The 24,332-nt window shown below is 44.9% G+C and carries 20 protein-coding genes; all 20 read left to right on the forward strand.

Annotated elements, in window-relative coordinates; translation table 11 throughout:
* The first annotated feature begins 7 nt into the window (after positions 1 to 7).
* The 20 genes from flhA (at position 8) to B1A98_RS02105 (ending at position 24,248) form a co-directional block, all read left to right on the forward strand.
* Positions 8 to 2,044: a flagellar biosynthesis protein FlhA gene (gene flhA, locus B1A98_RS02010; RefSeq protein ID WP_063383524.1), complete on the forward strand. Its 2,037-nt coding sequence runs from the start codon at positions 8 to 10 to the stop codon at positions 2,042 to 2,044.
* Positions 2,041 to 3,168, forward strand: coding sequence for a flagellar biosynthesis GTPase FlhF (flhF, locus tag B1A98_RS02015; RefSeq protein ID WP_063383525.1), 1,128 nt, complete (start codon positions 2,041 to 2,043; stop codon positions 3,166 to 3,168). The genes flhA and flhF overlap by 4 nt, the downstream gene beginning before the upstream one ends.
* Entirely contained in the window at positions 3,165 to 4,040 is an 876-nt protein-coding gene (locus B1A98_RS02020) for a MinD/ParA family protein (RefSeq protein ID WP_063383526.1), read from the forward strand. The genes flhF and B1A98_RS02020 overlap by 4 nt, the downstream gene beginning before the upstream one ends.
* Positions 4,041 to 4,042: 2 nt before the next feature.
* On the forward strand, positions 4,043 to 5,131 hold the full coding sequence (locus B1A98_RS02025; protein WP_063383527.1) for a protein-glutamate methylesterase/protein-glutamine glutaminase: 1,089 nt from the start codon (positions 4,043 to 4,045) through the stop codon (positions 5,129 to 5,131).
* Positions 5,132 to 5,147: 16 nt separating this feature from the next.
* Entirely contained in the window at positions 5,148 to 7,184 is a 2,037-nt protein-coding gene (locus B1A98_RS02030; RefSeq protein ID WP_063383528.1) for a chemotaxis protein CheA, read from the forward strand.
* Positions 7,185 to 7,213: 29 nt separating this feature from the next.
* A complete protein-coding gene (locus B1A98_RS02035) occupies positions 7,214 to 7,651 on the forward strand; it encodes a chemotaxis protein CheW (RefSeq protein WP_041100014.1) in 438 nt (145 codons plus the stop codon).
* Positions 7,652 to 7,663: 12 nt separating this feature from the next.
* Positions 7,664 to 8,305 carry a chemotaxis protein CheC gene (locus B1A98_RS02040; protein WP_063383529.1) on the forward strand — a complete coding sequence of 214 codons (642 nt, stop codon included), beginning with the start codon at positions 7,664 to 7,666 and terminating at the stop codon, positions 8,303 to 8,305.
* Positions 8,298 to 8,795 carry a chemotaxis protein CheD gene (locus B1A98_RS02045; protein WP_041100018.1) on the forward strand — a complete coding sequence of 166 codons (498 nt, stop codon included), beginning with the start codon at positions 8,298 to 8,300 and terminating at the stop codon, positions 8,793 to 8,795. The genes B1A98_RS02040 and B1A98_RS02045 overlap by 8 nt, the downstream gene beginning before the upstream one ends.
* Before the next feature lie 255 nt (positions 8,796 to 9,050).
* Positions 9,051 to 9,830, forward strand: coding sequence for a FliA/WhiG family RNA polymerase sigma factor (locus B1A98_RS02050; RefSeq protein ID WP_041100020.1), 780 nt, complete (start codon positions 9,051 to 9,053; stop codon positions 9,828 to 9,830).
* Positions 9,831 to 9,856: 26 nt separating this feature from the next.
* Positions 9,857 to 10,417 carry a hypothetical protein gene (locus B1A98_RS02055; RefSeq protein ID WP_063383530.1) on the forward strand — a complete coding sequence of 187 codons (561 nt, stop codon included), beginning with the start codon at positions 9,857 to 9,859 and terminating at the stop codon, positions 10,415 to 10,417.
* 146 nt (positions 10,418 to 10,563) lie between these two features.
* Positions 10,564 to 11,313 (forward strand): 30S ribosomal protein S2, encoded by a 750-nt coding sequence (rpsB, locus tag B1A98_RS02060; protein WP_041100024.1) that lies wholly within the window; start codon positions 10,564 to 10,566, stop codon positions 11,311 to 11,313.
* A 147-nt stretch (positions 11,314 to 11,460) separates the two neighbouring features.
* Positions 11,461 to 12,342: a translation elongation factor Ts gene (gene tsf / locus B1A98_RS02065; protein WP_063383531.1), complete on the forward strand. Its 882-nt coding sequence runs from the start codon at positions 11,461 to 11,463 to the stop codon at positions 12,340 to 12,342.
* A gap of 150 nt (positions 12,343 to 12,492) precedes the next feature.
* Complete coding sequence (pyrH, locus tag B1A98_RS02070) at positions 12,493 to 13,218, forward strand: UMP kinase (protein ID WP_041100028.1); 726 nt, start codon at positions 12,493 to 12,495, stop codon at positions 13,216 to 13,218.
* Positions 13,218 to 13,775 (forward strand): ribosome recycling factor, encoded by a 558-nt coding sequence (gene frr, locus B1A98_RS02075; protein WP_063383532.1) that lies wholly within the window; start codon positions 13,218 to 13,220, stop codon positions 13,773 to 13,775. Before pyrH ends, frr begins: the two co-directional genes overlap by 1 nt.
* Before the next feature lie 243 nt (positions 13,776 to 14,018).
* Complete coding sequence (locus B1A98_RS02080) at positions 14,019 to 14,795, forward strand: isoprenyl transferase (RefSeq protein WP_063383533.1); 777 nt, start codon at positions 14,019 to 14,021, stop codon at positions 14,793 to 14,795.
* Between the two features lie 33 nt (positions 14,796 to 14,828).
* On the forward strand, positions 14,829 to 15,617 hold the full coding sequence (locus B1A98_RS02085; RefSeq protein WP_063383534.1) for a phosphatidate cytidylyltransferase: 789 nt from the start codon (positions 14,829 to 14,831) through the stop codon (positions 15,615 to 15,617).
* Between the two features lie 30 nt (positions 15,618 to 15,647).
* The gene (gene dxr / locus B1A98_RS02090; protein WP_170808510.1) at positions 15,648 to 16,790 is read left to right on the forward strand and encodes a 1-deoxy-D-xylulose-5-phosphate reductoisomerase; all 1,143 of its coding nucleotides are present in this window, start codon (positions 15,648 to 15,650) and stop codon (positions 16,788 to 16,790) included.
* An 18-nt stretch (positions 16,791 to 16,808) separates the two neighbouring features.
* Positions 16,809 to 18,068: an RIP metalloprotease RseP gene (gene rseP, locus B1A98_RS02095; RefSeq protein WP_041100036.1), complete on the forward strand. Its 1,260-nt coding sequence runs from the start codon at positions 16,809 to 16,811 to the stop codon at positions 18,066 to 18,068.
* A gap of 20 nt (positions 18,069 to 18,088) precedes the next feature.
* The gene (locus B1A98_RS02100; protein WP_063383535.1) at positions 18,089 to 19,795 is read left to right on the forward strand and encodes a proline--tRNA ligase; all 1,707 of its coding nucleotides are present in this window, start codon (positions 18,089 to 18,091) and stop codon (positions 19,793 to 19,795) included.
* Between the two features lie 130 nt (positions 19,796 to 19,925).
* The gene (locus B1A98_RS02105; protein ID WP_063383536.1) at positions 19,926 to 24,248 is read left to right on the forward strand and encodes a PolC-type DNA polymerase III; all 4,323 of its coding nucleotides are present in this window, start codon (positions 19,926 to 19,928) and stop codon (positions 24,246 to 24,248) included.
* Positions 24,249 to 24,332 lie beyond the last annotated feature (84 nt).

Below are 24,332 nucleotides of genomic sequence, written 5' to 3' on the forward strand. Positions count from 1 at the left end.
GAGAGAAATGAAAGCAAGAGACGTCTCCGTATTGTTAAGTGTAATTTTAATTGTGGCTATGCTGATCATTCCGCTGCCGTCGTGGCTGCTGAGTGTGTTAATTATTATAAATATTTCTCTTGCGCTTTTAGTGCTGCTTATTTCGATGAATATGAGAGAAGCACTGGAGTTCTCTGTATTTCCGTCCTTGCTCTTATTGCTGACGCTGTTTCGGCTGGGGCTCAATGTCTCCACGACGCGCTCAATCTTAAGTAAAGGCGAAGCAGGGGGCGTTGTTGAAACGTTTGGAACATTCGTTGTCGGCGGAAACGTGGTCGTCGGGATGGTTGTCTTTTTAATTTTAATTATCATTCAATTTATCGTCATTACGAAAGGGTCAGAGCGTGTATCGGAAGTAGCTGCACGTTTTACACTTGATGCGATGCCCGGGAAGCAAATGAGTATTGACGCAGATTTGAATGCCGGCATGATTTCTGAACAGGAAGCAAGAGAACGACGGGAAAAGGTCAGCCGGGAATCTGACTTTTATGGCGCGATGGACGGTGCAACAAAGTTCGTTAAAGGGGATGCGATCGCCGGTATCATCATTGTTATCATTAACTTAATCTTTGGGATGATTATCGGTGTTGTTCAGCAGGGGTTGCCGGCAGCCGAAGCGGCGACTCGCTATTCACTGCTGACAGTAGGCGATGGCATTGTTTCTCAGGTACCGGCCCTTTTGATTTCAACAGCAACCGGTATCGTTGTTACACGAGCAGCTTCTACCGGCAATCTGGGAGAAGACATTATGTCTCAGCTCCTGGCTTTTCCAATGATGCTCTATGTAGCTGGCGGAACGATTCTCTTGTTGGGTCTGGCAACGCCAATTAATGACATCTTAACGATTCCAATTGCCGGTGCTCTTGCTCTCGGAGGCTATATGCTCCAGCGTTCACCTGAAAAAGAAGAGATCGATCTATTTGAGGCGGAAGAGGAAATGGAGACAGAGGAATTAAAAAGTCCGGAAAGTGTCGTGAACTTATTAAATATTGATCCGATTGAATTTGAGTTCGGCTATGGGCTGATTCCTCTGGCAGATGCCAGCCAGGGCGGTGATTTGCTTGATCGGGTGGTGATGATCCGGCGCCAGCTGGCGATTGAGCTGGGCCTTGTGATTCCGGTTGTCCGGATTCGTGATAACATCCAGCTGCAGCCGAATGAGTATCGCATCAAAATAAAAGGGAGTGTAATGGCTTCCGGCGATTTGCTGCTTGATCATTATCTGGCTATGAGTCCAGGGGAAGATGATGAGTCCGTTGAAGGAATCGACACGGTGGAACCATCATTTGGCCTTCCGGCGAAATGGATTACAGAAGAAATGAAGGAACAGGCTGAGATTTTAGGATACACGGTCGTTGACCCGCCAAGTGTTGTGTCCACCCATTTAACAGAAGTGATTAAAGCAAATGCTCACGAATTGCTTGGACGCCAGGAAACACAGCAGCTAATTGAACATTTAAAAGAATCCTATCCAATTCTGGTAGAGGAAGTAACGCCAAATCCGCTGACAGTGGGAGAAGTTCAAAAAGTTCTTGCTAAGCTTTTAAAAGAAAACATCTCCATCCGAAACTTGCCAGTCATTTTTGAAACGCTGGCTGACTTCGGAAAGATGACTTCCGACACCGATTTATTGACGGAATATGTCCGTCAAGCGCTGGCGCGCCAAATCACCGGACAGTATGCTGAGCCGGGAGAGCCATTAAAAGTAATTACTTTATCCGGACAGGTGGAGAAAAGGGTAGCGGACAGTGTCCAGCAAACAGAGCACGGCAACTTTTTATCGCTTGATCCAATGGATTCGCAGCAGATCTTAGAAGCAATGGCTGCTCAAGTCGAACAGGTTTCTTTCATGCAGCAGACGCCGATCATTTTATGTTCGCCTGCTATCCGCATGTATATCAGGCAGCTTGCTGAACGGTATTTTCCGCAATTGCCGATTTTATCTTACAATGAACTTGAACCGAATGTTGAAGTTCAAAGTGTAGGGGTGGTGAACTTAGATTGAAAGTAAAAAAATACACCGCATCATCTATGCCGGAAGCGATGAAAAAAATCCGTGCCGAGCTGGGGGAGCAGGCTGTGATTTTACAGTCAAAAACTGTGTATACTGGAGGGTTTTTAGGACTGTTCAAAAAGAAGAAAATGGAAGTGGTAGCAGCAGTGGATCCGAATCCGGCACAGGAAAGTGTTCGCCCGCAAGAAGCGGTTCCCGTAAAGAGGAAGCCTGAATTTCCGCTGAAAACAGAAAAGAGCAGCGAAGAGATATTAAAGAGGGAATTAAACGAGCTGAAGGAAATAATCAAACAGTTTTCCAAGGCGGATCAGCTTTCATTGGAAGCCTACCCGGAAGAGTTGAAGCTGCCGCTGATCAAGCTGAAGAAACAAGAAGTGGAAGATGGCTTGATTCAAGAACTGAAGCAGCTGCTTCTGGAAAAATGGAAGGAAGAAAAAGGACAGGTTACTGAGAAAACGGCAGACGAATGGAGCCGGCAGTGGCTAGTTGAGAAAGTCACGCCGCTGCAAAAAGAGCACGCGGCTCTTCCGAAAAAGTTTATTAGTATCGTCGGGCCGACAGGAGTCGGCAAGACGACTACGCTTGCCAAAATGGCTGCCGAAAGTGTGCTCGAGAAAAAGCTTAAAACCGCTTTTATTACGACTGATACGTATCGGATTGCCGCCATTGAGCAATTGAAAACATATGGGGATTTACTAAAGGTGCCGGTGGAGGTAGTTTATAAGCCAGCCGATATGAAGCCGGCTATTGAGAAGTTTAAAGCATACGATGCCGTGTACATCGATACGGCTGGACGAAACTACTTAGAGGAGCAATTCGTCAGAGAATTGAAGGCAACGATCCCTTTTGAAAAAATGAAGAACTATTTGGTGCTCTCCTTGACCGCGAAAGAGCAGGATATTCATTCGGTGATTGATCGGTTTTCAACTGTGCCGATCGAACAGTTTATTTTTACAAAAATGGATGAAACGACAAGCTGCGGCGCCATTATAAATGTCATGTGCCGATATGGCAAAGGAGTAGCTTATTTAACGAATGGGCAAAATGTACCGGACGATTTGGTCCGTCCTAATCCTGAAAAGCTGACAGATCTCATTTTTGGTGAGCGCTTATGACAAACAATGACCAAGCAGCAGAGTTGCGAAGAAGAATCAGCCGCCTTACGGGAAAAAGGGCAAAAACAGCAGCCATTGTGAGTGGAAAAGGCGGCGTCGGAAAATCAAACATTTCATTGAATTTTGCTATTGAGTTAACCCGATATGGGAAAAAAGTGCTAATATTTGATATGGATATCGGAATGGGAAATATTCATGTGCTGACCGGACAGACGGCCGGCCGCTCAATTGCCGATTTTTTTGAGAAAGATCTTTCACTGGAAGATTTGATATACAGGGATCAGGAAGGTGTTTCTTATATTTTAGGGGGATCGGGTCTCAGCCGCTTGATTGAATGGGATAACAGTCACTTCAGCCGGTGGCTGGAAGGAATAGAAGCCCTTCAGGAGCAGTATGACTACTTATTGTTTGATATGGGAGCAGGGGCGTCAAAGGAAGCCCTCAACGTTCTCATGTCAGTGGATGATATCATCGTTGTCACTACCCCTGAGCCGACTTCGATTACAGATGCCTATTCCATGATGAAATATATTCATTTTCAAGGCGGAGAAAGCGCATTCTATCTTTTATGCAACCGGGCAGACTCGGAAAGGGAAGGGCAAGAGGCGGTGAAACGGCTTCAACAAGCTATCCGCAAGTTTTTAGGAAAATCAAGCTTCGAATTGGGAGTATTGCCGGAAAGTACAGCTGTGAAGAAAGCGGTCAGTGCTCAGATTCCCTTTCTTGTGGCCGCCCCGAATGCCAAGGTTTCGAGGGCTTTGCAGGAGGCTGTGAAACTGTACAGAGAAGGCTACGGATACCTTGAGGAGCGTCCGGAAACAAATAGTTTTATATCGAAGCTTCGTCACTTCTTTGTGAAAGGCAGGCATTGACAATGAGAGGAAAAAAAGTAGTTGTAGTTGATGACTCTGCGTTTATGCGTAAGTTAATTACCGAGTTTTTATCTTCCCATCCTGAATTAGAGGTTGTAGCAACGGCCCGAAATGGGAAAGACGCAATTGAAAAAATTAAAAAGTTTCAACCGGCAGTCATTACGATGGATGTAGAAATGCCGGAAATGGACGGTCTTGATGCCCTTGGCTATATTATGGAGCATATGCCGACGCCTATTGTTATGCTATCCAGTTTAACAGGTGCAGGAGTCGAGACTACGCTTCGGGCGATGGAAAAAGGAGCCGTCGATTTCGTAAAAAAACCATCAGGCACTATTTCACTTGATCTTCATCGAATTAAGGATGAATTGATAGAAAAAGTACTTGCTGCCAGCAAAGCGAACCTACGGCCCGTTATTGCGGCTGACTATCCAGCTTCCACTCACACAGCAACCTTGAGAACGCCGGAAAAAAGAAGCCTGGCCGCTGCCGGTGCGAGTGTAAGAAAGCGAAAGAGCAACCGGAGCCTTGTGGTCATCGGTACATCAACAGGAGGTCCGCGCGCCCTTCAAAAAGTCCTGACACAACTGCCGAAGGACTTGGAGGCAGCCGTGCTGGTTGTTCAGCATATGCCTCCGGGATTTACGAAATCATTGGCTCAGCGCCTGGATTCTTTATCTGCGATTCATGTCAAAGAAGCGGAGGACAAGGAAACGCTCCGAAATGGAACAGCTTATATTTGCCCGGGCAATTTTCATTTAAAGGTGAAGGAGCAAGGAATGACGCTTGCTGTCAATCTTGACCAGTCCCCTCCTGTTAACGGGCACCGGCCGGCGGTCGATGTGATGTTTGAATCCGTCAGCGAAGTGACCGGTTTTGATAAGGTGGCTGTTATTATGACAGGAATGGGAGCAGATGGGGCAAACGGCCTCATTAAGCTGAAAGAAACAGGGAACGTGCATGCCATTGCAGAATCAGAGGAGTCTTGTGTTGTATTTGGAATGCCACGAGCTGCTATTGCCACCCGCTTAGTCGACTGCACGGTTCCTGTGGAACACATTGCTCAAAAAATTTTAGAGTATATAGGATAGAAAGGGTGAGTGGCTGATGGAAGTGAATCAATATTTAGAAGTCTTTATTGATGAGAGTAAGGAACATTTGCAGGCAATCAATGAAAATTTGCTGTTACTGGAGAAAAGTCCTGATGATCTGGCCATCGTTAATGAAATTTTCCGGTCTGCCCATACGTTAAAAGGGATGTCTGCCACTATGGGCTATGAAGATTTGGCTAATTTAACTCATAAAATGGAAAATGTTCTGGATGCAATCCGTAATCATAAGCTGCACGTAACAGCGGAGATTTTAGACGTAGTGTTTTCTTCAATTGATGATCTAGAAGCAATGGTGCAAGATATCGCTGCTGGCGGTGCAGGAAAGCGTGATGTCACCGATATCGTTGACAAGCTGCTGAAGATTGAAAATGGCGAAACGGTTCATGCTGATTCTTCTGCACAAACAGAAGCTGCTCCTTCTGTCAGCCCTTCTTCAGCGGTCAAATATGATGAGTTTGAATACACGGTGATTCAACAATCAAAAGAACAGGGATTTACCTGCTTTGAAGTAGAGGTCGAGCTTCGTGCTGATTGTGTGCTGAAGGCAGCGCGCGTATTTATGGTATTTGAAGTGCTGGAAAAGTGCGGGGAAGTTATTAAATCTACGCCTTCTACCGAAGAGCTTGAATCAGAGCAGTTTGATGAGCGCTTTGTAGTAACGCTTATTACACAAGAAGCAGCAAACGATATCGAAAGCAAGGTGAAAAAGGTATCGGAAGTGGAACGAGTGGCTGTTTCCGAATTTGTTGCTCAGCCGCTTGATACCGGAGAAGCAGCAAAAGAAGTGGCAGCTGCCTCAGCCCCTGCCCCTGCGCCAACAGTTTCTGTGCCTAAAAAAGCAGAGAAGCAGGAAGAGCCAAAGCCTGGAAAACGGGCGGCTGTGTCAAACAAAACGATTCGTGTAAATATCGAACGGCTTGATATTTTAATGAACTTATTTGAAGAACTTGTGATTGACCGGGGACGGCTGGAGCAAATTTCAGGTGAACTGAACAATCCTGAGTTAAATGAAACAGTAGAGAGAATGTCCAGAATTTCTGGTGATTTGCAGACTATTATTTTGAATATGCGAATGGTGCCAGTAGAAACCGTGTTTAACCGCTTCCCAAGAATGGTGCGCCAGCTGGCTCGTGATTTAAATAAAAAAATCAACTTAGAAATCATTGGAGCAGAAACAGAGCTTGATCGAACAGTCATTGATGAAATCGGCGACCCGCTCGTTCACTTAATCCGCAACGCCATTGACCATGGGATTGAAATGCCTGAAGAAAGAAGAGCTAAAGGCAAACGCGAAGAAGGAACGGTTAAACTGAAGGCTTATCATAGCGGCAACCATGTATTTATTGAAATAGAGGATGACGGAGCAGGCATTAACAAGCATAAAGTGCTGAATAAAGCACTTGCCAAAGGTGTTGTCACAGAAGAACAGGCTGCTTCGATGACGGATAATCAAATTTATGAACTGATTTTAGCTTCCGGCTTCTCAACTGCTGATACGATATCCGATATTTCCGGCCGCGGGGTAGGTTTGGATGTAGTGAAAACGACAATCGAATCCCTTGGCGGATCGATCAGTATCGAAGCAGCAGAAGGAGTGGGGTCGACCTTCCTGATTCAATTGCCGCTGACGCTTTCAATTATTTCTGTCATGCTGGTGGAAGTGGAACAGGAAAAATATGCTATTCCGCTATCTTCCATTATTGAAACGGCAATCGTCAAAAAAGAAGATGTCTTTAATGCCCATACACAGCAGGTGATTGACTTCCGCGGAAAAATCGTACCGCTTGTTTTCCTGGAGAAAATATTTGAAGTACCGAAGGAAAGTCAAGAAGATGATTTCTATTCGATTGTAATCGTCCGCAAAGGAGATAAAATGGCCGGTTTGGTTGTTGACTCGTTTATCGGGCAGCAAGAAGTCGTGCTAAAGTCACTTGGAAACTATTTATCTAATGTGTTTGCTATCTCAGGAGCTACCATCCTCGGAGATGGCCAGGTAGCTTTAATTGTAGATTGCAATGCGTTAATAAAATAAGGAATAGAGGGGAAAAGGAGGGAAAACCAATGAGTGAAATTGCAGCTCCGTCAATGATTAAAGTCATTGCTTTCCAATTGATGGACAAGGAATATGCATTTCCGGTCCATCAAGTTCAAGGGATTGAAAAGCTGATACACATTACACGCGTGCCGGGAACCGTGCCTTTCATTAAAGGTGTCATTAATCTGCGTGGGGTTGTTACCCCAATTATTGATTTGCGCAATCGCTTTAACCTTCCGGAAAAAGAATACGATGAACAGACAAGAATTATTATTGCTTCCTGTGACGATATTGAGGTTGGACTTGTTGTCGACAGCGCCAACGATGTTCTTGACATTCCAAAAAGTATTATTGAGCCGCAGCCTGATGTGGTTGGAGCGGTAGAGGCGGAGTATATTACCGGCGTTGCCAAACTTGAAAAAAGACTGCTCATCCTGTTGAATTTAGAACGAGTTTTCAAGTAGGGGCCAAAAAAGATGAACTATATAGAAAAAATGAATACCACCCATTTAGATATTTTAAAAGAATTTGGCAACATTGGCGCTGGCCATGCAGCTACTGCCCTGTCAACTTTGTTGAACAAACAAATCGATATGAAGGTTCCGAGTGCCAGAATTGTGTCCTTTAATGAAATGATGGAAATGGCGGGCGGTGCGGAAGAAGAAGTTGTCAGTGTGAGCTTGCGAATTGAGGGAGAAGTGACGGGAAATATGTTTTTTGTCCTTTCCTTGCAGCAAGCGGAACATTTTATTAGCAATATGACAGGCGACAAGAGTTTTTCCTTTAAGAAAGCAGAGGGAAAGAGCCTCGGATTATCCGCCATGCAGGAGTTAGGCAACATTTTATCCGGTTCTTATTTGTCAGCGCTTGGCGATTTCACTCGCCTTCAAATTTATCCTTCAGTTCCGGAGCTTGCCATCGATATGTTTGGGGCAATCATTAGTTATGGCCTTGTAGAATCTTCCCGGTATGGTGACTATGCCATCGTCATCGAAACGGTGCTTAAGGAAGTAGAAGCAGGATGCAACGATGAAATGAAAGGGCATTTCTTCTTGCTTCCTGATCCGCTGTCATTCGGTCCAATCTTTGAAGCTCTTGGAGTTGGGATAAATGAATAGCGTCGGACAAGTGATCAAAGTAGGGATTGCCGATTTGAATATCGTCCGGCCGCCGAATGTCATTCGAACATCCGGGCTGGGTTCCTGCGTCGGGGTAGTTATATACGATGAACGGATGGCAATTGCCGGAATGGTGCATGTGATGCTTCCTGACTCTTCGCTTGCAAAGAGCGGGCATATGAATAAAGCAAAATATGCAGACACAGGGATTACTGAACTGGTGGCGCAGTTGAAAGCGGAAGGGGCACAATCCTATAGGCTGAAAGCCAAGATCGCCGGCGGTGCCCAAATGTTTCAATTCAATTTGCAAAACAGCTCCTTCAAAATCGGACCAAGAAATGTCGAGGCTGTGAAGCAAATGCTGCAAGTGTATCATATCCCGGTCATAGCAGAAGATGTTGGGGGGAGCAGCGGCCGCACGATCGAATTTGACCCGCGCACCTGCGAGCTTTATGTAAGAACAGTCAACAAAGGCAATTGCCGTATATAAGAGCGCAGGATAGAAAATGGCTTCCAACTTTCTTAGCGCGTGTATGCAAAAGTTGATAGTGCGTAACCGCACGGAATGTTAAAAATGAATGCAGTAGACAGAAATTCCTTACTGAACTACTAGACGTTGTAAAAATTTATTTGCGTTTCGGCGATATCTTTTATTAAAATGTGGAACGTAAAGAATAAATAGCCTGACCGTCTTTTTCAGAAAAACTTCTCTGAGAGGTCAATCCGAGGAGGAGAAACGTCAACTATGGCCAAACCGAATAGATATAGTGAACAAAAGTTGTGGGCTGCCTGGAAAGAGTCAGAGGATCCAGAGGCAGGCAATCTGCTTGTTGAAAAGTATATGCCGCTCGTATCGTTTCATTCTCAACGCATCTCGGCCAGTTTGCCAAAGAGCGTCAATAAAGAGGATATTAAAAGTCTTGGATTAATGGGCTTGTACGATGCGTTGAAGAAATTTGATCCGGCTCGGGATTTAAAGTTTGATACGTATGCTTCTTTTCGCATTCGCGGAGCGATCCTGGACGGACTTCGCAAGGAAGACTGGCTGCCGAGAGGAACGAGAGAAAAGGCGAAAAAAATTGAAACAAAGATTGAAGAGCTGGAGCAAAAGCATCTTCGGAGAATTACTGCAGCAGAAGTGGCAGAGCAGCTGAATATGACAGAAGAAGAAGTCCATCAAACAATGACGGAGCATTTATTTGCTAATGTCCTGTCAATGGATGAACAAATTCATGATCATGAAGATTCAGAGGGGAAGAGGTTTGTTTTAAAAGACGAGAAGGCGGATCTTCCTGAGGATGTTCTTGTCAAGGGCGAGCTGATTCAGGAATTAACAGCGGAGATTACTAAGTTGTCTGAGAAAGAACAGCTCGTGCTCAGTTTATTCTACCATGAGGAGCTGACTTTAACAGAAATAGGCGAAGTATTGAGCCTCTCCACCTCAAGAATTTCGCAAATTCACTCCAAAGCGTTGTTTAAGCTGAAAAATCAACTTGTCAAAATTAATAACCCGGTGCATGGATGAAAAAGTTTTATCATTAAGGAGACTTCATGGCTACTCTATTTATCTTTATTTCGTTTATACTTAACGCTGTTGCTCTCTTTGCAATTATTTTGCTGTTCATGAGGCAAAACCGCCTGCATGAAATAAAAAAGGAGCAGGAAAAGCTTGTAGCAGATATGGAAGAAATGATGACCGCTTATCTGGCGGAAATGAAAGAAGAGAACGAAAAGCTTATTAAAGAATTTTCTTCTTCAAGCCCAGCGGAGCATTCTGCAGCCGCTGGACAGGCTTCTTCTGCTGTGACGCCCGGGAAGTCAGCTCCCCCCAGCCGGACTCCAGAGGGCGCTGGGGCTATTGCAGCACCTTCCATGCAGCGTATTCGGGCTGCACAAGTATACAACAGGACAGCAAGCAAAACAGCGGATGAGAATGAAAAAATATCCGCAGAGGAGCAGGAAGCTCCGGCAGCTGCACAAGCCTTAGCTGACGAGATTGTTTCGTTGAAGGATCAAGGGCTGAGTGTAGAAGAAATCGCCAGAAAATTAAATAAAGGAAAGACAGAAGTGGAATTAGCACTGAAATTTGCGGATGCTGGCAAAAATAGTTGATTGCGTTGCCAGGCTGTGGTATAGTTACTAACGGTGTTATCACACACGCTCCCTGATTTGTTCAGATGGTGCTGTCTATGAGACAGTTTCTGGATAAAAATGATGAGAGCGGAGGACAAATTAAAACCATTAGGAGGAAACAAAACATGTCAGTTATTTCAATGAAGCAATTGCTTGAAGCTGGTGTTCACTTCGGTCATCAAACACGCCGTTGGAACCCAAAAATGAAAAAATATATTTTCCAAGAGCGTAACGGAATTTATATCATCGATCTTCAAAAAACAGTAAGAAAAGTTGAAGAAGCTTATAAATTTGTAAGAGACTTGGCTGGAGACGGCGGAAAAGTTCTTTTCGTTGGTACAAAGAAACAAGCTCAAGAATCTGTCAAAGAAGAAGCAGAACGTTCAGGAATGTACTATGTAAACCAACGCTGGTTGGGCGGTACATTAACTAACTTCTCAACAATCCAAAAACGTGTGCAACGTTTGAAAAACATTGAAAAAATGGAAGAAGACGGCACATTTGAAGTACTTCCTAAAAAAGAAGTCGTACAGCTGAAAAAAGAACATGAGCGCTTAGTGAAGTTCCTTGGCGGCATCAGAGATATGAAAGGTCTTCCAGATGCTCTTTTCATTATCGACCCACGTAAAGAGCGCATTGCTGTTGCAGAAGCTCGCAAATTGAATATTCCAATCGTTGGTATCGTTGATACAAACTGTGATCCGGACGAAATTGATTACGTTATTCCGGCAAACGATGATGCGATCCGCGCTGTTAAACTTTTAACAGGTAAAATGGCAGATGCTATCCTTGAAGCAAAACAAGGAGAAGAAACAGCAGAGGCAGAAGTATCAGCAGAAGCAGAAGTTGAAGAAACAGCAGCTGCAGCTGAATAACAGTCAATAAAAGGTGATAAGTAGACCTTCTCTTATCACCTTTTTTTAAAAACCTTGCTGAAACAAGTGTAAATATACTCCAGCATAGCCTTTTAAGTAGGCTAACTGCACATAAAGAAGCATACAACTCGAAGGAGGAAGAAAATTATGGCAATTACTGCTCAAATGGTTAAAGAACTGCGTGAAAAAACTGGCGCTGGTATGATGGATTGTAAAAAAGCGCTAACAGAAACTGACGGTGATATGGAAAAAGCGATTGATTTCCTTCGTGAAAAAGGAATTGCAAAAGCTGCGAAGAAATCTGACCGTATTGCTGCTGAAGGAACTGCTTTCATTAAAAGCGAAGGCAATGAAGCCGTTATTTTAGAGGTAAACTCAGAAACTGACTTCGTTGCTAAAAACGAAGGTTTCCAAGCGCTTGTAAAAGAATTAGCGGACCATTTGCTTGCTAAAAAGCCTGCGAACGTAGAAGAAGCACTTGAGCAAAAAATGGAAAATGGACAAACAGTTGGCGAGTACATCAATGAAGCGATTGCTAAAATTGGTGAAAAATTAACTCTTCGCCGCTTTGAAGTGAAAACAAAAAGCGATAACGACGCTTTCGGTGAATATCTTCATATGGGCGGCCGCATTGGCGTGCTGACTGTTCTTGAAGGCACAACAGATGCTGCTGCAGCGAAAGATGTAGCGATGCATGCGGCAGCTTTAAATCCTAAATATATTTCTCGTGACGCTGTTTCTGAAGAAGAAGTAGCTCGTGAGCGTGAAGTATTAACTCAGCAAGCTTTAAATGAAGGCAAGCCTGAGAATATCGTAGCGAAAATGGTTGAGGGCCGCCTGAGCAAGTTCTTTGAAGAAATCTGCTTGGTCGATCAACCGTTCGTTAAAAATCCAGATGAAAAAGTAGGCAAATTTGTTCAATCTAAAGGAGCGCAAGTAACTGGGCTTGTACGCTACGAAGTGGGCGAAGGCATTGAGAAACGCCAAGACAATTTTGCTGAAGAAGTAATGAACCAAGTGAAAAAATAATTTTGTTCTATTGATTAAAAAATAGAAGGAATTTGTTATTGTTAGATAGGAATCCCTTGCCGGCTATTGGTAAGGGATTTCATCTAGGGTTTGGCGATTTTGCAAGATGATAGCCAAGGCAAACCAATAACCATACATATGGAGGTTTACATGAGCGTTCCAAAATATAAACGTGTAGTATTAAAGTTAAGCGGTGAAGCGCTGGCAGGTGAAGCAGGATTTGGCATTAATCCGGCTGTTATTAAGTCAATCGCCGAACAAGTGAAGGAAATTGCCGAGCTCGATATCGAGGTAGCAGTCGTAGTTGGCGGCGGCAACATTTGGAGAGGAAAGATCGGCAGCGAAATGGGAATGGACCGGGCAACTGCTGATTATATGGGTATGCTTGCGACTGTCATGAACTCAATGGCTTTGCAAGATAGCCTTGAGCAGCTTGGGATTGAAACAAGGGTTCAGACGTCCATTGAGATGCGCCAGGTAGCCGAGCCTTATATCCGCCGCCGGGCTATTCGCCACCTTGAAAAGAAGCGGGTAGTTATTTTTGCTGCAGGCACAGGCAACCCATATTTTTCTACAGATACCACTGCTGCACTCCGGGCTGCTGAAATTGAAGCGGAAGTTATTTTAATGGCGAAAAACAATGTGGATGGTGTGTATTCAGCCGATCCGCGCGTTGACAAAAACGCAGTGAAATATGATCAATTATCCTATCTTGATGTAATCAAGCAAGGACTTGCGGTAATGGACTCCACAGCATCCTCGCTATGTATGGACAACGACATACCGCTGATTGTATTTTCGATTACCGAAAACGGCAATATTAAACGGGTCGTCATGGGTGAAGATATCGGAACAATTGTAAGGGGGAAAGAATAATGGCAAATCAAACAATTGAGCAGATGAAAGAAAGAATGACCAAAGCAATTCAGGCTTACACGAGAGAATTGGCGTCTATTCGTGCCGGCCGTGCAAGTGCCTCAGTGTTAGACCGCATTACCGTAGACTATTACGGAGCGCCGACACCGATTAACCAGCTGGCTTCTATTTCTATTCCAGAAGCGAGACTTCTAGTCATTCAGCCTTATGATAAAACAGCTATGGGTGACATTGAAAAAGCCATTTTAAAATCAGACCTTGGATTAACGCCGTCAAACGACGGATCTGTTATCCGTCTTGCGTTTCCAGCTTTAACAGAAGAGCGCCGTAAGGAATTAGCTAAGCTTGTGAAAAAAGAAGCGGAAGATGCAAAGGTGGCCATTCGCAATATTCGCCGCGATGCGAACGAAGAGCTGAAGAAACAAGAGAAGGCTGGCGAGATTACTGAAGATGAATTGCGCGGCTTGACGGACGATGTTCAAAAGCAAACAGATGAGTTCATCAGCAAAATCGACAGCATTTCCAAAGACAAAGAAAAAGAAATTATGGAAGTTTAATGTACAAACCCTCTTCGATGTAAGAGGGTTTTCTTCTTTTTTATTGAATAAGCTATGATAAAGCAAGGCGACCCTCTTTGTCCGAGCAGGTTAAAAAGAACTAAATTGAACATGATTATTCAGCAAAGCCATAGAATTAAAAAATACATCCATTTCTGCAAAGTAATCGACAAGCAATTTTGGTATTATAATAGGTAATGATTTGTTAATAATTTGGTGATGCTACATCGTGGAGGATATTTTATGATCAATAAAAAGAAATTATGGAGAACAGCAGATGACCATAATATTGAGGACCGGGTCAAAAAGATTAAAGAAGAACCGGTGCCAGAGCATATTGCGATCATTATGGACGGCAATGGCCGATGGGCGAAAAAAAGAGCTCTTCCCCGAATTGCCGGTCATCATGAAGGAATGAAAACGGTAAAAAAAATAACGAAACTCGTAAACAAGCTCGGCGTAAAAGTGTTGACGCTGTACGCGTTCTCAACTGAAAACTGGAAGCGCCCCAAACATGAGGTAGAGTTTTTGATGAAATTGCCTGAGGAGTTCCTCGGCATGTTTTTGCCGGAATTGATCGAAGAAAATGTCCGGGTGCAAATGATGGGCGAACGAAGCCAGATACCGAAGCATACGCTCAATGCAGTGGAGAAGGCGATGGAACAGACAAGCGGCAATGATGGACTGATTTTAAATTTTGCTTTGAATTACGGAAGCCGGGCGGAGATTTTAACCGCTGTAAAAAATATTATTAGCGATGTAAAAAATGGTATAATATTAGAGGAAAATTTGAATGAAGAGCTTTTTTCACGCTATCTTATGACCGAGCATTTACAAGATCCGGATTTGCTTATTCGGACGAGCGGGGAAATTCGCCTCAGCAATTTTATGCTTTGGCAGCTGGCCTATACAGAATTTTGGTTTACTGACACGAATTGGCCTGACTTTAAAGAAGATCACTTGCTTGAAGCGGTAGAAGCTTTTCAGCGGCGCTCACGCCGGTTCGGCGGTTTGTCGTAATTATTTTTTATTAGAGAGTTAGGAGTATGAGACATGAAACAACGTATCTTAACCGCTGTTATTGCGGCAGCCGCTTTTTTGCCGGTTGTGCTGTACGGCGGCTGGCCCATGATTATACTGGCTTATTTAATGGCCGTGATCGGGCTGACGGAAGCATTAAAAATGAAAGGGATCGCTCCTGCTTCGATGCCTGGTTTGCTTTCTATTATTTTCATTTGCATTATATTAATGCCGGAGCGCTTAACTGCCGTTATTGAACAAGCAGGATATGATAAGCTGCAGCTTGCCGGTTTGCTCGTCTTGCTGATTCTAGCCTATACAGTCGTGTCTAAAAACAAATTTCATTTTGAAGACGCGGGGTTTTGTGTATTGGCTGCCCTGTATGTCGGTTTTGGTTTTTATTATTTTATAGAAACAAGGGAAGCTGGCGTGATATTTGTCTTTTTTGCTTTGTTTATTACATGGGCGACAGACTCAGGAGCGTATTTCGTGGGCCGGTCATTCGGGAAACGCAAGCTGTGGCCTGAAATCAGCCCGAAAAAGACGATCGAAGGATCCGTCGGGGGCATTATCGCAGCTATTATTGTGGCTTTGATTATCTCATTGGCAGGGGATATGGATATCCCGGTGTTTAAATTGTTGATTGCTACAGCCGTGCTATCCGTGTTTGGACAGCTTGGCGATTTGGCAGAATCAGCCCTAAAGCGCCATTATGGCGTGAAGGATTCGGGCACTTTGCTGCCAGGGCACGGGGGAATTTTAGATCGGACAGACAGCTGGCTGTTTGTTTTCCCGCTCGTTCATTTATTGCAGCTAGTGTAACAGGACAGCTTGTTTGAGGAGATGAAACATGTGAAGAAATTAAGTCTTTTAGGTGCGACTGGCTCCATCGGCCGCCAGACGCTTGATGTGATCCGCGAGCATCGCGAGGAATTTTCGCTGGCTGCCTTTTCAGCTGGCCGGAACATAGAGGAAACAAGGAAGATCATCCGTGAGTTCCAGCCGGCATTAGTAGCGGTGGCACGCCGGGAAGATGCGGATAAATTAAAGTCCGAATTTCCTTTTTTGCAAATTATGCACGGGGAAGAAGGGCTTGTTGAAACGGCTGTTTTTCAACAAGCGGATATGCTAGTAAACGCCGTGCTCGGCAGCATCGGTCTGCGTCCGACGCTGCAAGCGATCGAAGCGGGCAAGACAGTTGCTATTGCTAACAAAGAAACGCTCGTTACCGCAGGGCATCTAGTGATGGAGGCGGCAGAAAAGCATCATGTAGACCTCTTGCCGGTAGACAGTGAGCATTCAGCTATTTTTCAATGCTTGCAGGGAGAACAGGAGAAAAACATTGAGCGTCTCATATTGACGGCTTCTGGAGGAAGCTTCCGGGACCGTACGCGTGAAGAACTAAAGAATGTAACGGTGCAAGAAGCGCTGAACCACCCTAACTGGTCAATGGGCGCGAAGATTACGATTGATTCAGCCACGATGATGAATAAAGGCTTAGAGGTCATTGAAGCTCACTGGCTTTTTCATTTGCCATATGAACAAATAGATGTTATTTTACATCGAGAAAGTATTATTCATTCGATGGTCGAATTTCAAGACAGCTCAGTCATTGCCCAGCTTGGGACCCCTGATATGCGTGTGCCTATTCAATATGCGCTTTCTTATCCGGATCGCCTGCCATTGCCGTCTGCCCGGCGTTTGAATTTGCTGGAGGCGGGCAAGCTTCACTTTGAACGAATGGATCAAGAGCGTTTCCGGATGCTTGCCCTCGCTTATCAGGCAGGGAAAGCGGGCGGCACCGTACCTACAGTGCTAAATGCTGCAAATGAAGCAGCTGTTGCTGCCTTTCTTGACGGGAGAATTACATTTTTGCAAATTGACGAAATGGTTGAACGGGCTTTGGAAAGACATGAATCTATCGCTCAGCCGGATCTGGAAACAATTCAGCAAACCGACAAGGAAACGCGGAATTTCGTCCACTCACTTTTATAAAAAAGGTGGTTATCTATATTGAATACTGTTATAGCGTTTATCGTTATATTTGGTGCCCTCGTCTTCTTTCATGAGCTTGGCCACTTCATCTTTGCTAAACGGGCCGGTATTCTCTGCCGGGAATTCGCGATTGGTTTTGGTCCAAAAGTATTTGCTCATAAAAAAGGGGAAACCGTTTATACCCTTCGTCTTCTTCCATTAGGGGGATATGTCCGCATGGCCGGGGAAGATCCTGAAATGGTGGACTTAAAAGCGGGTCATCGCATCGGTGCCTTGTTTAATGAACAAGAGGAAATTGTTAAAATTATTGTCACTGGAAAAGATCGATATCCCGACGCCAGGGTCATTGAGGTAGAGACAGCTGATCTCGAACATCAACTCATGATCAGGGGCTATGAAGATGGGGAAGAAGAAATCAAAGCATTTCCGATTCACCGGGAGGCCGTCATTGTAGAAGACGGGATGGAAAGCCAAATCGCTCCTTGGGACCGCCAATTTGCTTCCAAAACTTTGGGGCAGCGCGCCATGGCGATTTTTGCCGGTCCGCTTTTCAATTTTATTTTAGCCTTTGTCGTGTTCATTCTGATTGCTATTTTGCAAGGAATGCCGACAAATGAACCTGAGCTTGGCAAGCTGAACGCTGATGGAGCAGCGAAGGAAGCTGGTTTAATGGAAGGCGACAAAGTGGTCAGCATTAACGGACAAGGTGTAGCCAGCTGGAATGACATTGTGACGGTTATTCAAAAAAATCCGCAAGCTGAAATGGATTTCACGATCGAAAGAGATGGGAAAACACTGGATATTCCGGTGACTCCTGAAGTTAGGGAAGTGGAAAACCAGAAAATCGGCGTCATTGGTGTACACAGTCCGGTGGAAAAATCATTTTTTGGCTCCATTGCCTATGGGGCGAAGGAAACCTATTTCTGGACAGTAGAAATTATTCGCTTGCTCGGCAAACTGGTTACCGGACAATTCTCGATTGATATGCTTTCCGGTCCTGTCGGCATTTATGTCTCGACCGATACCGTGGCTAAATCAGGTATTATGAATTTAATGAAATGGGCTGGTGTGTTAAGCATTAACTTAGGAATCATGAATTTGCTGCCGCTTCCGGCATTAGATGGAGGCCGCCTGCTGTTTTTCCTTGTTGAAGCGCTGAGAGGCAAGCCAATTGACCGCCAAAAAGAAGGAATGGTTCATTTTGTCGGCTTTGCCTTGCTGATGCTGTTAATGATTGTGGTAACCTGGAATGATATCCAGCGATTCTTTTTACAATAAAATAGTCTGAGGTGTATGTGATGAAACAAAGCCAAACGTTAATCCCAACATTAAGAGAGGTACCGGCAGATGCTGATGTCAAAAGCCATCAGCTGCTGTTAAAGGCAGGATTTATCCGCCAGAATGCCAGCGGAGTTTACAGCTATTTGCCGCTTGGCAAAAAAGTGCTTCGCAAAGTAGAAGAAATCGTTCGCGAGGAAATGGACAATGCTGGAGCAGCAGAGCTGTTAATGCCTGCCCTTCAGCAGGCGGAGTTATGGCAGGAGTCCGGTCGCTGGTATACATACGGACCGGAGCTTATGCGCTTGAAGGATCGTCATGAGCGTGAATTTGCTTTAGGAGCGACTCATGAAGAAGTCATTACAAGCCTGGTTCGGGATGAAGTGAAATCGTACAAGCGCCTGCCGCTGACGCTTTATCAAATCCAAACAAAATTCCGTGATGAGAAGCGCCCGCGCTTTGGTTTGCTGCGCGGCAGGGAGTTTGTCATGAAAGATGCTTACTCTTTCCATACTTCCCACGAAAGCTTGGGAGAAGTGTATGACCGGATGTATACGGCATACTCCAATGTCTTCCGCCGTTGCGGCTTAAACTTTCGGGCGGTTATTGCTGACTCGGGAGCGATGGGCGGAAAAGACACGCATGAATTTATGGTGCTTTCTGAGATCGGTGAAGATACGATTGCCTACTCTGATGCTTCTGATTATGCCGCTAATATTGAGATGGCTCCAGTTGTGACAGCCTATGAAAAGAGCGGGGAAGCAGAACAAGAGATGGAGAAAGTGGCTACTCCGGATGCCAAAACAATCAGCAGCGTAGCAGAACTTTTAAATGTTTCAGCTGAACAATGCTTGAAGACGCTTCTTTTTAAAGTAGATGGAGAGTATGTAATTGTTCTTGTCCGCGGTGATCATGAAGTAAATGAAATTAAGTTGAAAAACTTGTTCCAAGCCGATACAGTAGAGCTTACTGAACATGGAGAGGTTAACGAAGTGCTTGGCTGCACGATCGGCTCGCTCGGACCGGTAAATGCCAAAGAAGGAATCAAAGTCATTGCAGATCATGCTGTCAAAGCGATTACGAATGGTGTTTGCGGAGCCAATGAAGAAGGCTTTCATTTTATCAATGTCAATGCAGAGAGAGATTACCGTGTAGATCAGTATGCGGACCTTCGTTTTATTCAGGAAGGCGATGTCTCTCCTGATGGACAAGGAACCATCCGCTTTGCTAAAGGCATTGAAGTCGGTCACATTTTTAAATTAGGCACGCGTTACAGCGAAGCAATGAATGCCACTTATCTGGATGAAAACGGCCGTACACAGCCGATGATTATGGGCTGCTATGGAATTGGGGTTTCTCGGACATTGGCTGCTGTTGCTGAGCAATTTAATGATGAACAAGGCTTTATTTGGCCGAAGGCGCTTTCTCCTTTTGATCTCCATTTAGTTCCGGTAAATATGAAGGATGAGAGCCAGCGCGCGTTGGCTGACGAGCTTTACAGCCTGCTTCGCGAAAACCGCTATGATGTTTTAATGGACGATCGTGCGGAACGTCCAGGAGTAAAATTTGCGGATAGCGATTTAATTGGTTTGCCAGTTCGAGTAACTATCGGCAAAAAGGCAGCCGAAGGAATCGTTGAAGTGAAAATCCGCAAAACAGGAGAAATGATGGAAGTTCAAAGCAATGAACTTGTATCCAAATTGCAGGAAATCTTTCAATCAATCTAATCTAACAGCAGGCAGGCAGTGACAAAACAAGCCTCTGCCAACAGCCTGAAAGGCACCTGAATCGGGTGCCTTTTTCTTTCTGAATTTCTGTTAAAATAGAAGAGAACTTATAAATTTGGGAGGCATACAAATGAGTGAAGAATCCCAGGGAAGACGGCAGCGGTTTCAGCTGCTGCTGCAGCAATTAAAGCTGACAGAAGATGCGGTTGTTCGTCACTTTGAAGGGGCTGAGATTGAAAAGTTAACAGTAGAACGGCAAGCCAAGCGCTGGCACTTTTCTTTTGTGACAGAAACGATTCTGCCTTGCCGGCTGCTCCAAACCTTTGCGAATGCTTTGCATTCCGCTTTTAAAGAAATCGCTCAAGTGACGTTTGCGGTCAAAGCGAAGAATGCCGCCGTTTCAGAAGAATTGATCAGTGAATATTGGTCTTTTTGCATCAGCCAGCTGGAAGGAATCTCTCCTCCGATGCTTGCGCTGTTAAATAGAGGCGTACCTGTGGTGAAAGGAAATAAATTAATAGTCAGCGTCAGCAATGATACAGAGGGAATGACGCTCAAAAATAAATACAGCGACTGGATTTGCGGCACTTATCAAAATTATGGTTTTCCGCCGCTCACTTTTGATGTAGAAGTAATGGAAAAAGAGACAAATGACGAATTCCAGCAATTTCTCGAAGCAAAGCAAAAGGAAGACGCCGAGCGTGCCATGCAGGCGGTTGCTGAAATGCAGAAGCGGGAAGAGAGTGCGAGCGAAGACGGAGAAGCAGCCAGCGGGCCTTTGATGATCGGCTTGACAATCAAAGACGATGCCGATTTCAAGAAGCTGGAGGAAATACAGGATGAAGAACGCCGGATTGCCATCGAAGGGTATGTTTTTGATGCTGAGACAAAGGAACTTCGAAGCGGACGCACGCTGCTCACCTTTAAAATTACCGATTATACTGATTCCATATTAGTCAAAATGTTCTCCCGCGATAAAGAGGATGCTGCTCTGTTCAGCCGTCTGAAAAAGGGCATGTGGGTAAGAGCGAGAGGGACAGTACAAAATGACACATTTGTCCGTGACCTTGTGATGATTGCAAATGATGTCAATGAAATCGCCCCGGTTATGCGCCAGGACACTGCTCCTGAAGGAGAAAAGCGTGTAGAGCTTCATCTGCACACGCCAATGAGCCAAATGGACGCTGTTTCATCAGTCGGAGATTTAGTGGCTCAAGCAGCTAAATGGGGGCACAAAGCGATAGCGGTGACCGATCATGCCGTGGTCCAATCGTTTCCGGATGCCTACAGCGCAGGAAAAAAACACGGGGTGAAAATCCTATATGGACTAGAAGCAAATTTAGTGGACGACGGTGTTCCTATCGCCTACAATGATGCCCATCGTTTGCTGGCCGATGAAACGTACGTTGTATTTGACGTTGAAACAACAGGTCTTTCAGCCGTTTACGACACGATTATTGAATTGGCGGCTGTTAAAATTAAAGACGGCGAAATCATTGACCGTTTTGAATCATTTGCCAATCCGCACCATCCGCTTTCGGCGACGACAATTAATTTAACAGGGATTACCGATGACCTTGTCCAAAATGCGCCAGAAGTAGAAGAAGTGCTGAAGAAATTTAAAGACTGGACAGCAGATGCCATTCTTGTCGCCCACAATGCTTCATTTGATATGGGATTTCTTGATACTGGCTATGGCCGCTATCAGATGGGCCGATCTGCCAACCCGGTTATTGACACGCTGGAATTAGCCCGTTTTCTATATCCAACCATGAAAAATCACCGGTTGAATACACTTGCGAAAAAATTCGATGTCGAGCTTACTCAGCACCACCGGGCGATTTATGATGCAGAAGCAACGGGCTACCTGTTCTTAAGGATGCTCAAAGACGCAAATGAAAAAGGCATTTCTTATCATGATGACTTAAATACACATATGGGAGATGGCGGGGCGTATAAAAGAGCCCGTCCGTATCATTGCACGATCCTTGCGGAGAATGATACCGGCTTAAAGAATTTATTTCAGCTCGTTTCAATTGCGCACATCGATTACTTTTACCGGGTGCCGCGAATTCCGCGGTCTGTCTTGCAAAAGCATCGGGAAGGGCTGCTGATTGGTTCGGGATGCGATAAAGGCGAGGTATTTGAAAGCATGATGCAAAAAGGGATGGAGCAAGCAGAAAAAGCAGCCAAGTTTTATGACTACCTTGAAGTTCATCCGAAGGAAGTATATAGCCATCTGCTGGAGCTGGAGCTTGTCCGCGATGAACAGGCGCTTGAAGATATTATCAAAAAAATTGTCGAGCTTGGAGAACGGATGCAGCTGCCTGTAGCGGCAACGGGCAACGTGCATTATGTGAATCCAACTGATAAAATCCATCGCAAGATTTTGGTCAGCTCTCAAGGCGGAGCGAATCCGCTGAACCGCCATGAATTGCCGGATGTTCACTTTCGGACAACGAATGAAATGCTTGATGCATTCAGCTTCCTTGGCAAGGAGACGGCGGAGAAAATTGTGATTCAGCATCCGAACGAGATCGCTGACCGAATTAGTGAGATCAAGCCGATTAAGGATGATCTCTATACGCCGAAAATTGAGGGTGCCGATGAAGAAATCCGCGAGATGAGCTATTCAAAAGCTAGGCAGATCTACGGCGAGGATTTACCTGAAATTGTTGAGGCGCGGTTGGAAAAAGAGTTAAAAAGCATCATTGGCCACGGCTTTGCCGTTATCTATCTCATTTCTCATAAACTCGTGAAAAAGTCACTGGATGATGGCTACCTTGTCGGCTCAAGGGGATCGGTCGGTTCTTCTTTCGTTGCCACTATGACAGAAATTACTGAGGTCAATCCGCTGCCCCCTCATTATGTTTGTCCGAAGTGCAAGAAATCGGAGTTTTTCAATGATGGTTCTGTCGGCTCCGGCTTTGATTTACCCGACAAAAATTGTCCGGACTGCCAGATCAGATATAAAAAGGACGGACACGACATCCCGTTCGAAACGTTCCTTGGATTCAAAGGGGACAAGGTCCCGGATATTGACCTGAACTTCTCGGGAGAATATCAGCCTAGAGCACACAATTACACGAAAGTGCTATTCGGGGAAGAATATGTGTATCGTGCGGGAACAATCGGTACCGTGGCGGATAAAACAGCATTCGGCTATGTGAAAGGCTATGCAGGAGACAATAACTTACAGCTGCGGGGAGCAGAAGTGGATCGCCTTGCCAAAGGGTGTACAGGAGTGAAACGAACGACAGGCCAGCATCCGGGCGGAATTATCGTTGTGCCTGATTACATGGACATTTATGATTTTTCGCCGATTCAATACCCAGCTGACAGTGACAAATCCGAATGGAAAACGACTCATTTTGATTTCCATTCTATCCATGACAACCTGCTGAAGCTTGATATTCTCGGACACGATGATCCAACCGTTATCCGGATGCTGCAAGATCTTTCCGGCATTGATCCTAAAACGATTCCTACAGATGACCCGGAAGTAATGAAAATCTTCAGCGGAACCGAATCGCTTGGCGTGACAGAAGAGCAAATTATGTGTAAAACCGGCACGCTGGGCATCCCTGAATTCGGGACACGATTCGTTCGGCAAATGCTTGAAGATACAAAGCCAACTACTTTTTCTGAGCTTGTTCAGATTTCGGGGCTGTCCCATGGCACTGACGTTTGGCTCGGCAATGCGCAGGAACTGATCCATAACGGCATCTGTGAATTAAGTGACGTAATCGGCTGCCGTGACGATATTATGGTGTATTTAATTTACCAAGGGCTCGACCCGGCTTTTGCCTTTAAAATTATGGAGTCAGTTCGTAAAGGAAAAGGATTGACTGATGAAATGGAAGAGGAAATGCGCAGCAAAGAAGTACCTGAATGGTATATCGATTCCTGCAAAAAAATTAAGTATATGTTCCCGAAAGCGCATGCGGCTGCTTATGTTTTAATGGCTGTTCGGATCGCCTACTTTAAAGTGCATTTGCCGCTTTTATATTATGCGGCTTACTTTACAGTCCGGGCGGAGGACTTCGATGTTGATGCCATGGTAAAAGGAGCAGTTGCTATTCGTTCGCTGATTGATGAGATCAACGCGAAAGGGCTGGAGGCTTCTCCAAAAGAAAAAAGTTTGTTAACGGTATTAGAGTTGGCGCTGGAAATGTGCGAGCGCGGCTTTTCCTTCCAAAAGGTAGATTTGTATCGGTCGAGTGCGGATCAATTTATCATTGATGGGGATTCGTTAATCCCGCCGTTTAATTCGATCCCTGGCCTTGGCACCAATGCGGCGTACAATATCGTTAAAGCGCGGGAAGAAGGAGAGTTTTTATCAAAAGAGGACTTGCAGCAGCGCGGAAAAGTATCTAAGACAATTATCGAGTATTTGGATAATCATGGATGCCTTGCTTCGCTTCCTGACCAGAATCAGCTTTCCCTTTTCTAAGCTCAATAACGGTCCAGTTGCATAAAATAAAGGGATATGGTATATTTTTAGTGGAAATACTAATTGATAACTCTCTTTGAAAGA

This window comes from Pseudobacillus badius, from assembly GCF_002189605.1.
Classification (GTDB): Bacteria; Bacillota; Bacilli; order Bacillales; family Domibacillaceae; genus Pseudobacillus; species Pseudobacillus badius.

Bases quoted from the DNA above. Each gene is read 5' to 3' on its own strand.
- flhA (WP_063383524.1), top strand. From the start codon at position 8: ATGAAAGCAAGAGACGTCTCCGTATTGTTAAGTGTAATTTTAATTGTG.
- B1A98_RS02020 (WP_063383526.1), top strand. From the start codon at position 3,165: ATGACAAACAATGACCAAGCAGCAGAGTTGCGAAGAAGAATCAGCCGC.
- B1A98_RS02025 (WP_063383527.1), top strand. From the start codon at position 4,043: ATGAGAGGAAAAAAAGTAGTTGTAGTTGATGACTCTGCGTTTATGCGT.
- B1A98_RS02030 (WP_063383528.1), top strand. From the start codon at position 5,148: ATGGAAGTGAATCAATATTTAGAAGTCTTTATTGATGAGAGTAAGGAA.
- B1A98_RS02035 (WP_041100014.1), top strand. From the start codon at position 7,214: ATGAGTGAAATTGCAGCTCCGTCAATGATTAAAGTCATTGCTTTCCAA.
- B1A98_RS02040 (WP_063383529.1), top strand. From the start codon at position 7,664: ATGAACTATATAGAAAAAATGAATACCACCCATTTAGATATTTTAAAA.
- B1A98_RS02045 (WP_041100018.1), top strand. From the start codon at position 8,298: ATGAATAGCGTCGGACAAGTGATCAAAGTAGGGATTGCCGATTTGAAT.
- B1A98_RS02050 (WP_041100020.1), top strand. From the start codon at position 9,051: ATGGCCAAACCGAATAGATATAGTGAACAAAAGTTGTGGGCTGCCTGG.
- B1A98_RS02055 (WP_063383530.1), top strand. From the start codon at position 9,857: ATGGCTACTCTATTTATCTTTATTTCGTTTATACTTAACGCTGTTGCT.
- rpsB (WP_041100024.1), top strand. From the start codon at position 10,564: ATGTCAGTTATTTCAATGAAGCAATTGCTTGAAGCTGGTGTTCACTTC.
- tsf (WP_063383531.1), top strand. From the start codon at position 11,461: ATGGCAATTACTGCTCAAATGGTTAAAGAACTGCGTGAAAAAACTGGC.
- pyrH (WP_041100028.1), top strand. From the start codon at position 12,493: ATGAGCGTTCCAAAATATAAACGTGTAGTATTAAAGTTAAGCGGTGAA.
- frr (WP_063383532.1), top strand. From the start codon at position 13,218: ATGGCAAATCAAACAATTGAGCAGATGAAAGAAAGAATGACCAAAGCA.
- B1A98_RS02080 (WP_063383533.1), top strand. From the start codon at position 14,019: ATGATCAATAAAAAGAAATTATGGAGAACAGCAGATGACCATAATATT.
- B1A98_RS02085 (WP_063383534.1), top strand. From the start codon at position 14,829: ATGAAACAACGTATCTTAACCGCTGTTATTGCGGCAGCCGCTTTTTTG.
- B1A98_RS02100 (WP_063383535.1), top strand. From the start codon at position 18,089: ATGAAACAAAGCCAAACGTTAATCCCAACATTAAGAGAGGTACCGGCA.
- B1A98_RS02105 (WP_063383536.1), top strand. From the start codon at position 19,926: ATGAGTGAAGAATCCCAGGGAAGACGGCAGCGGTTTCAGCTGCTGCTG.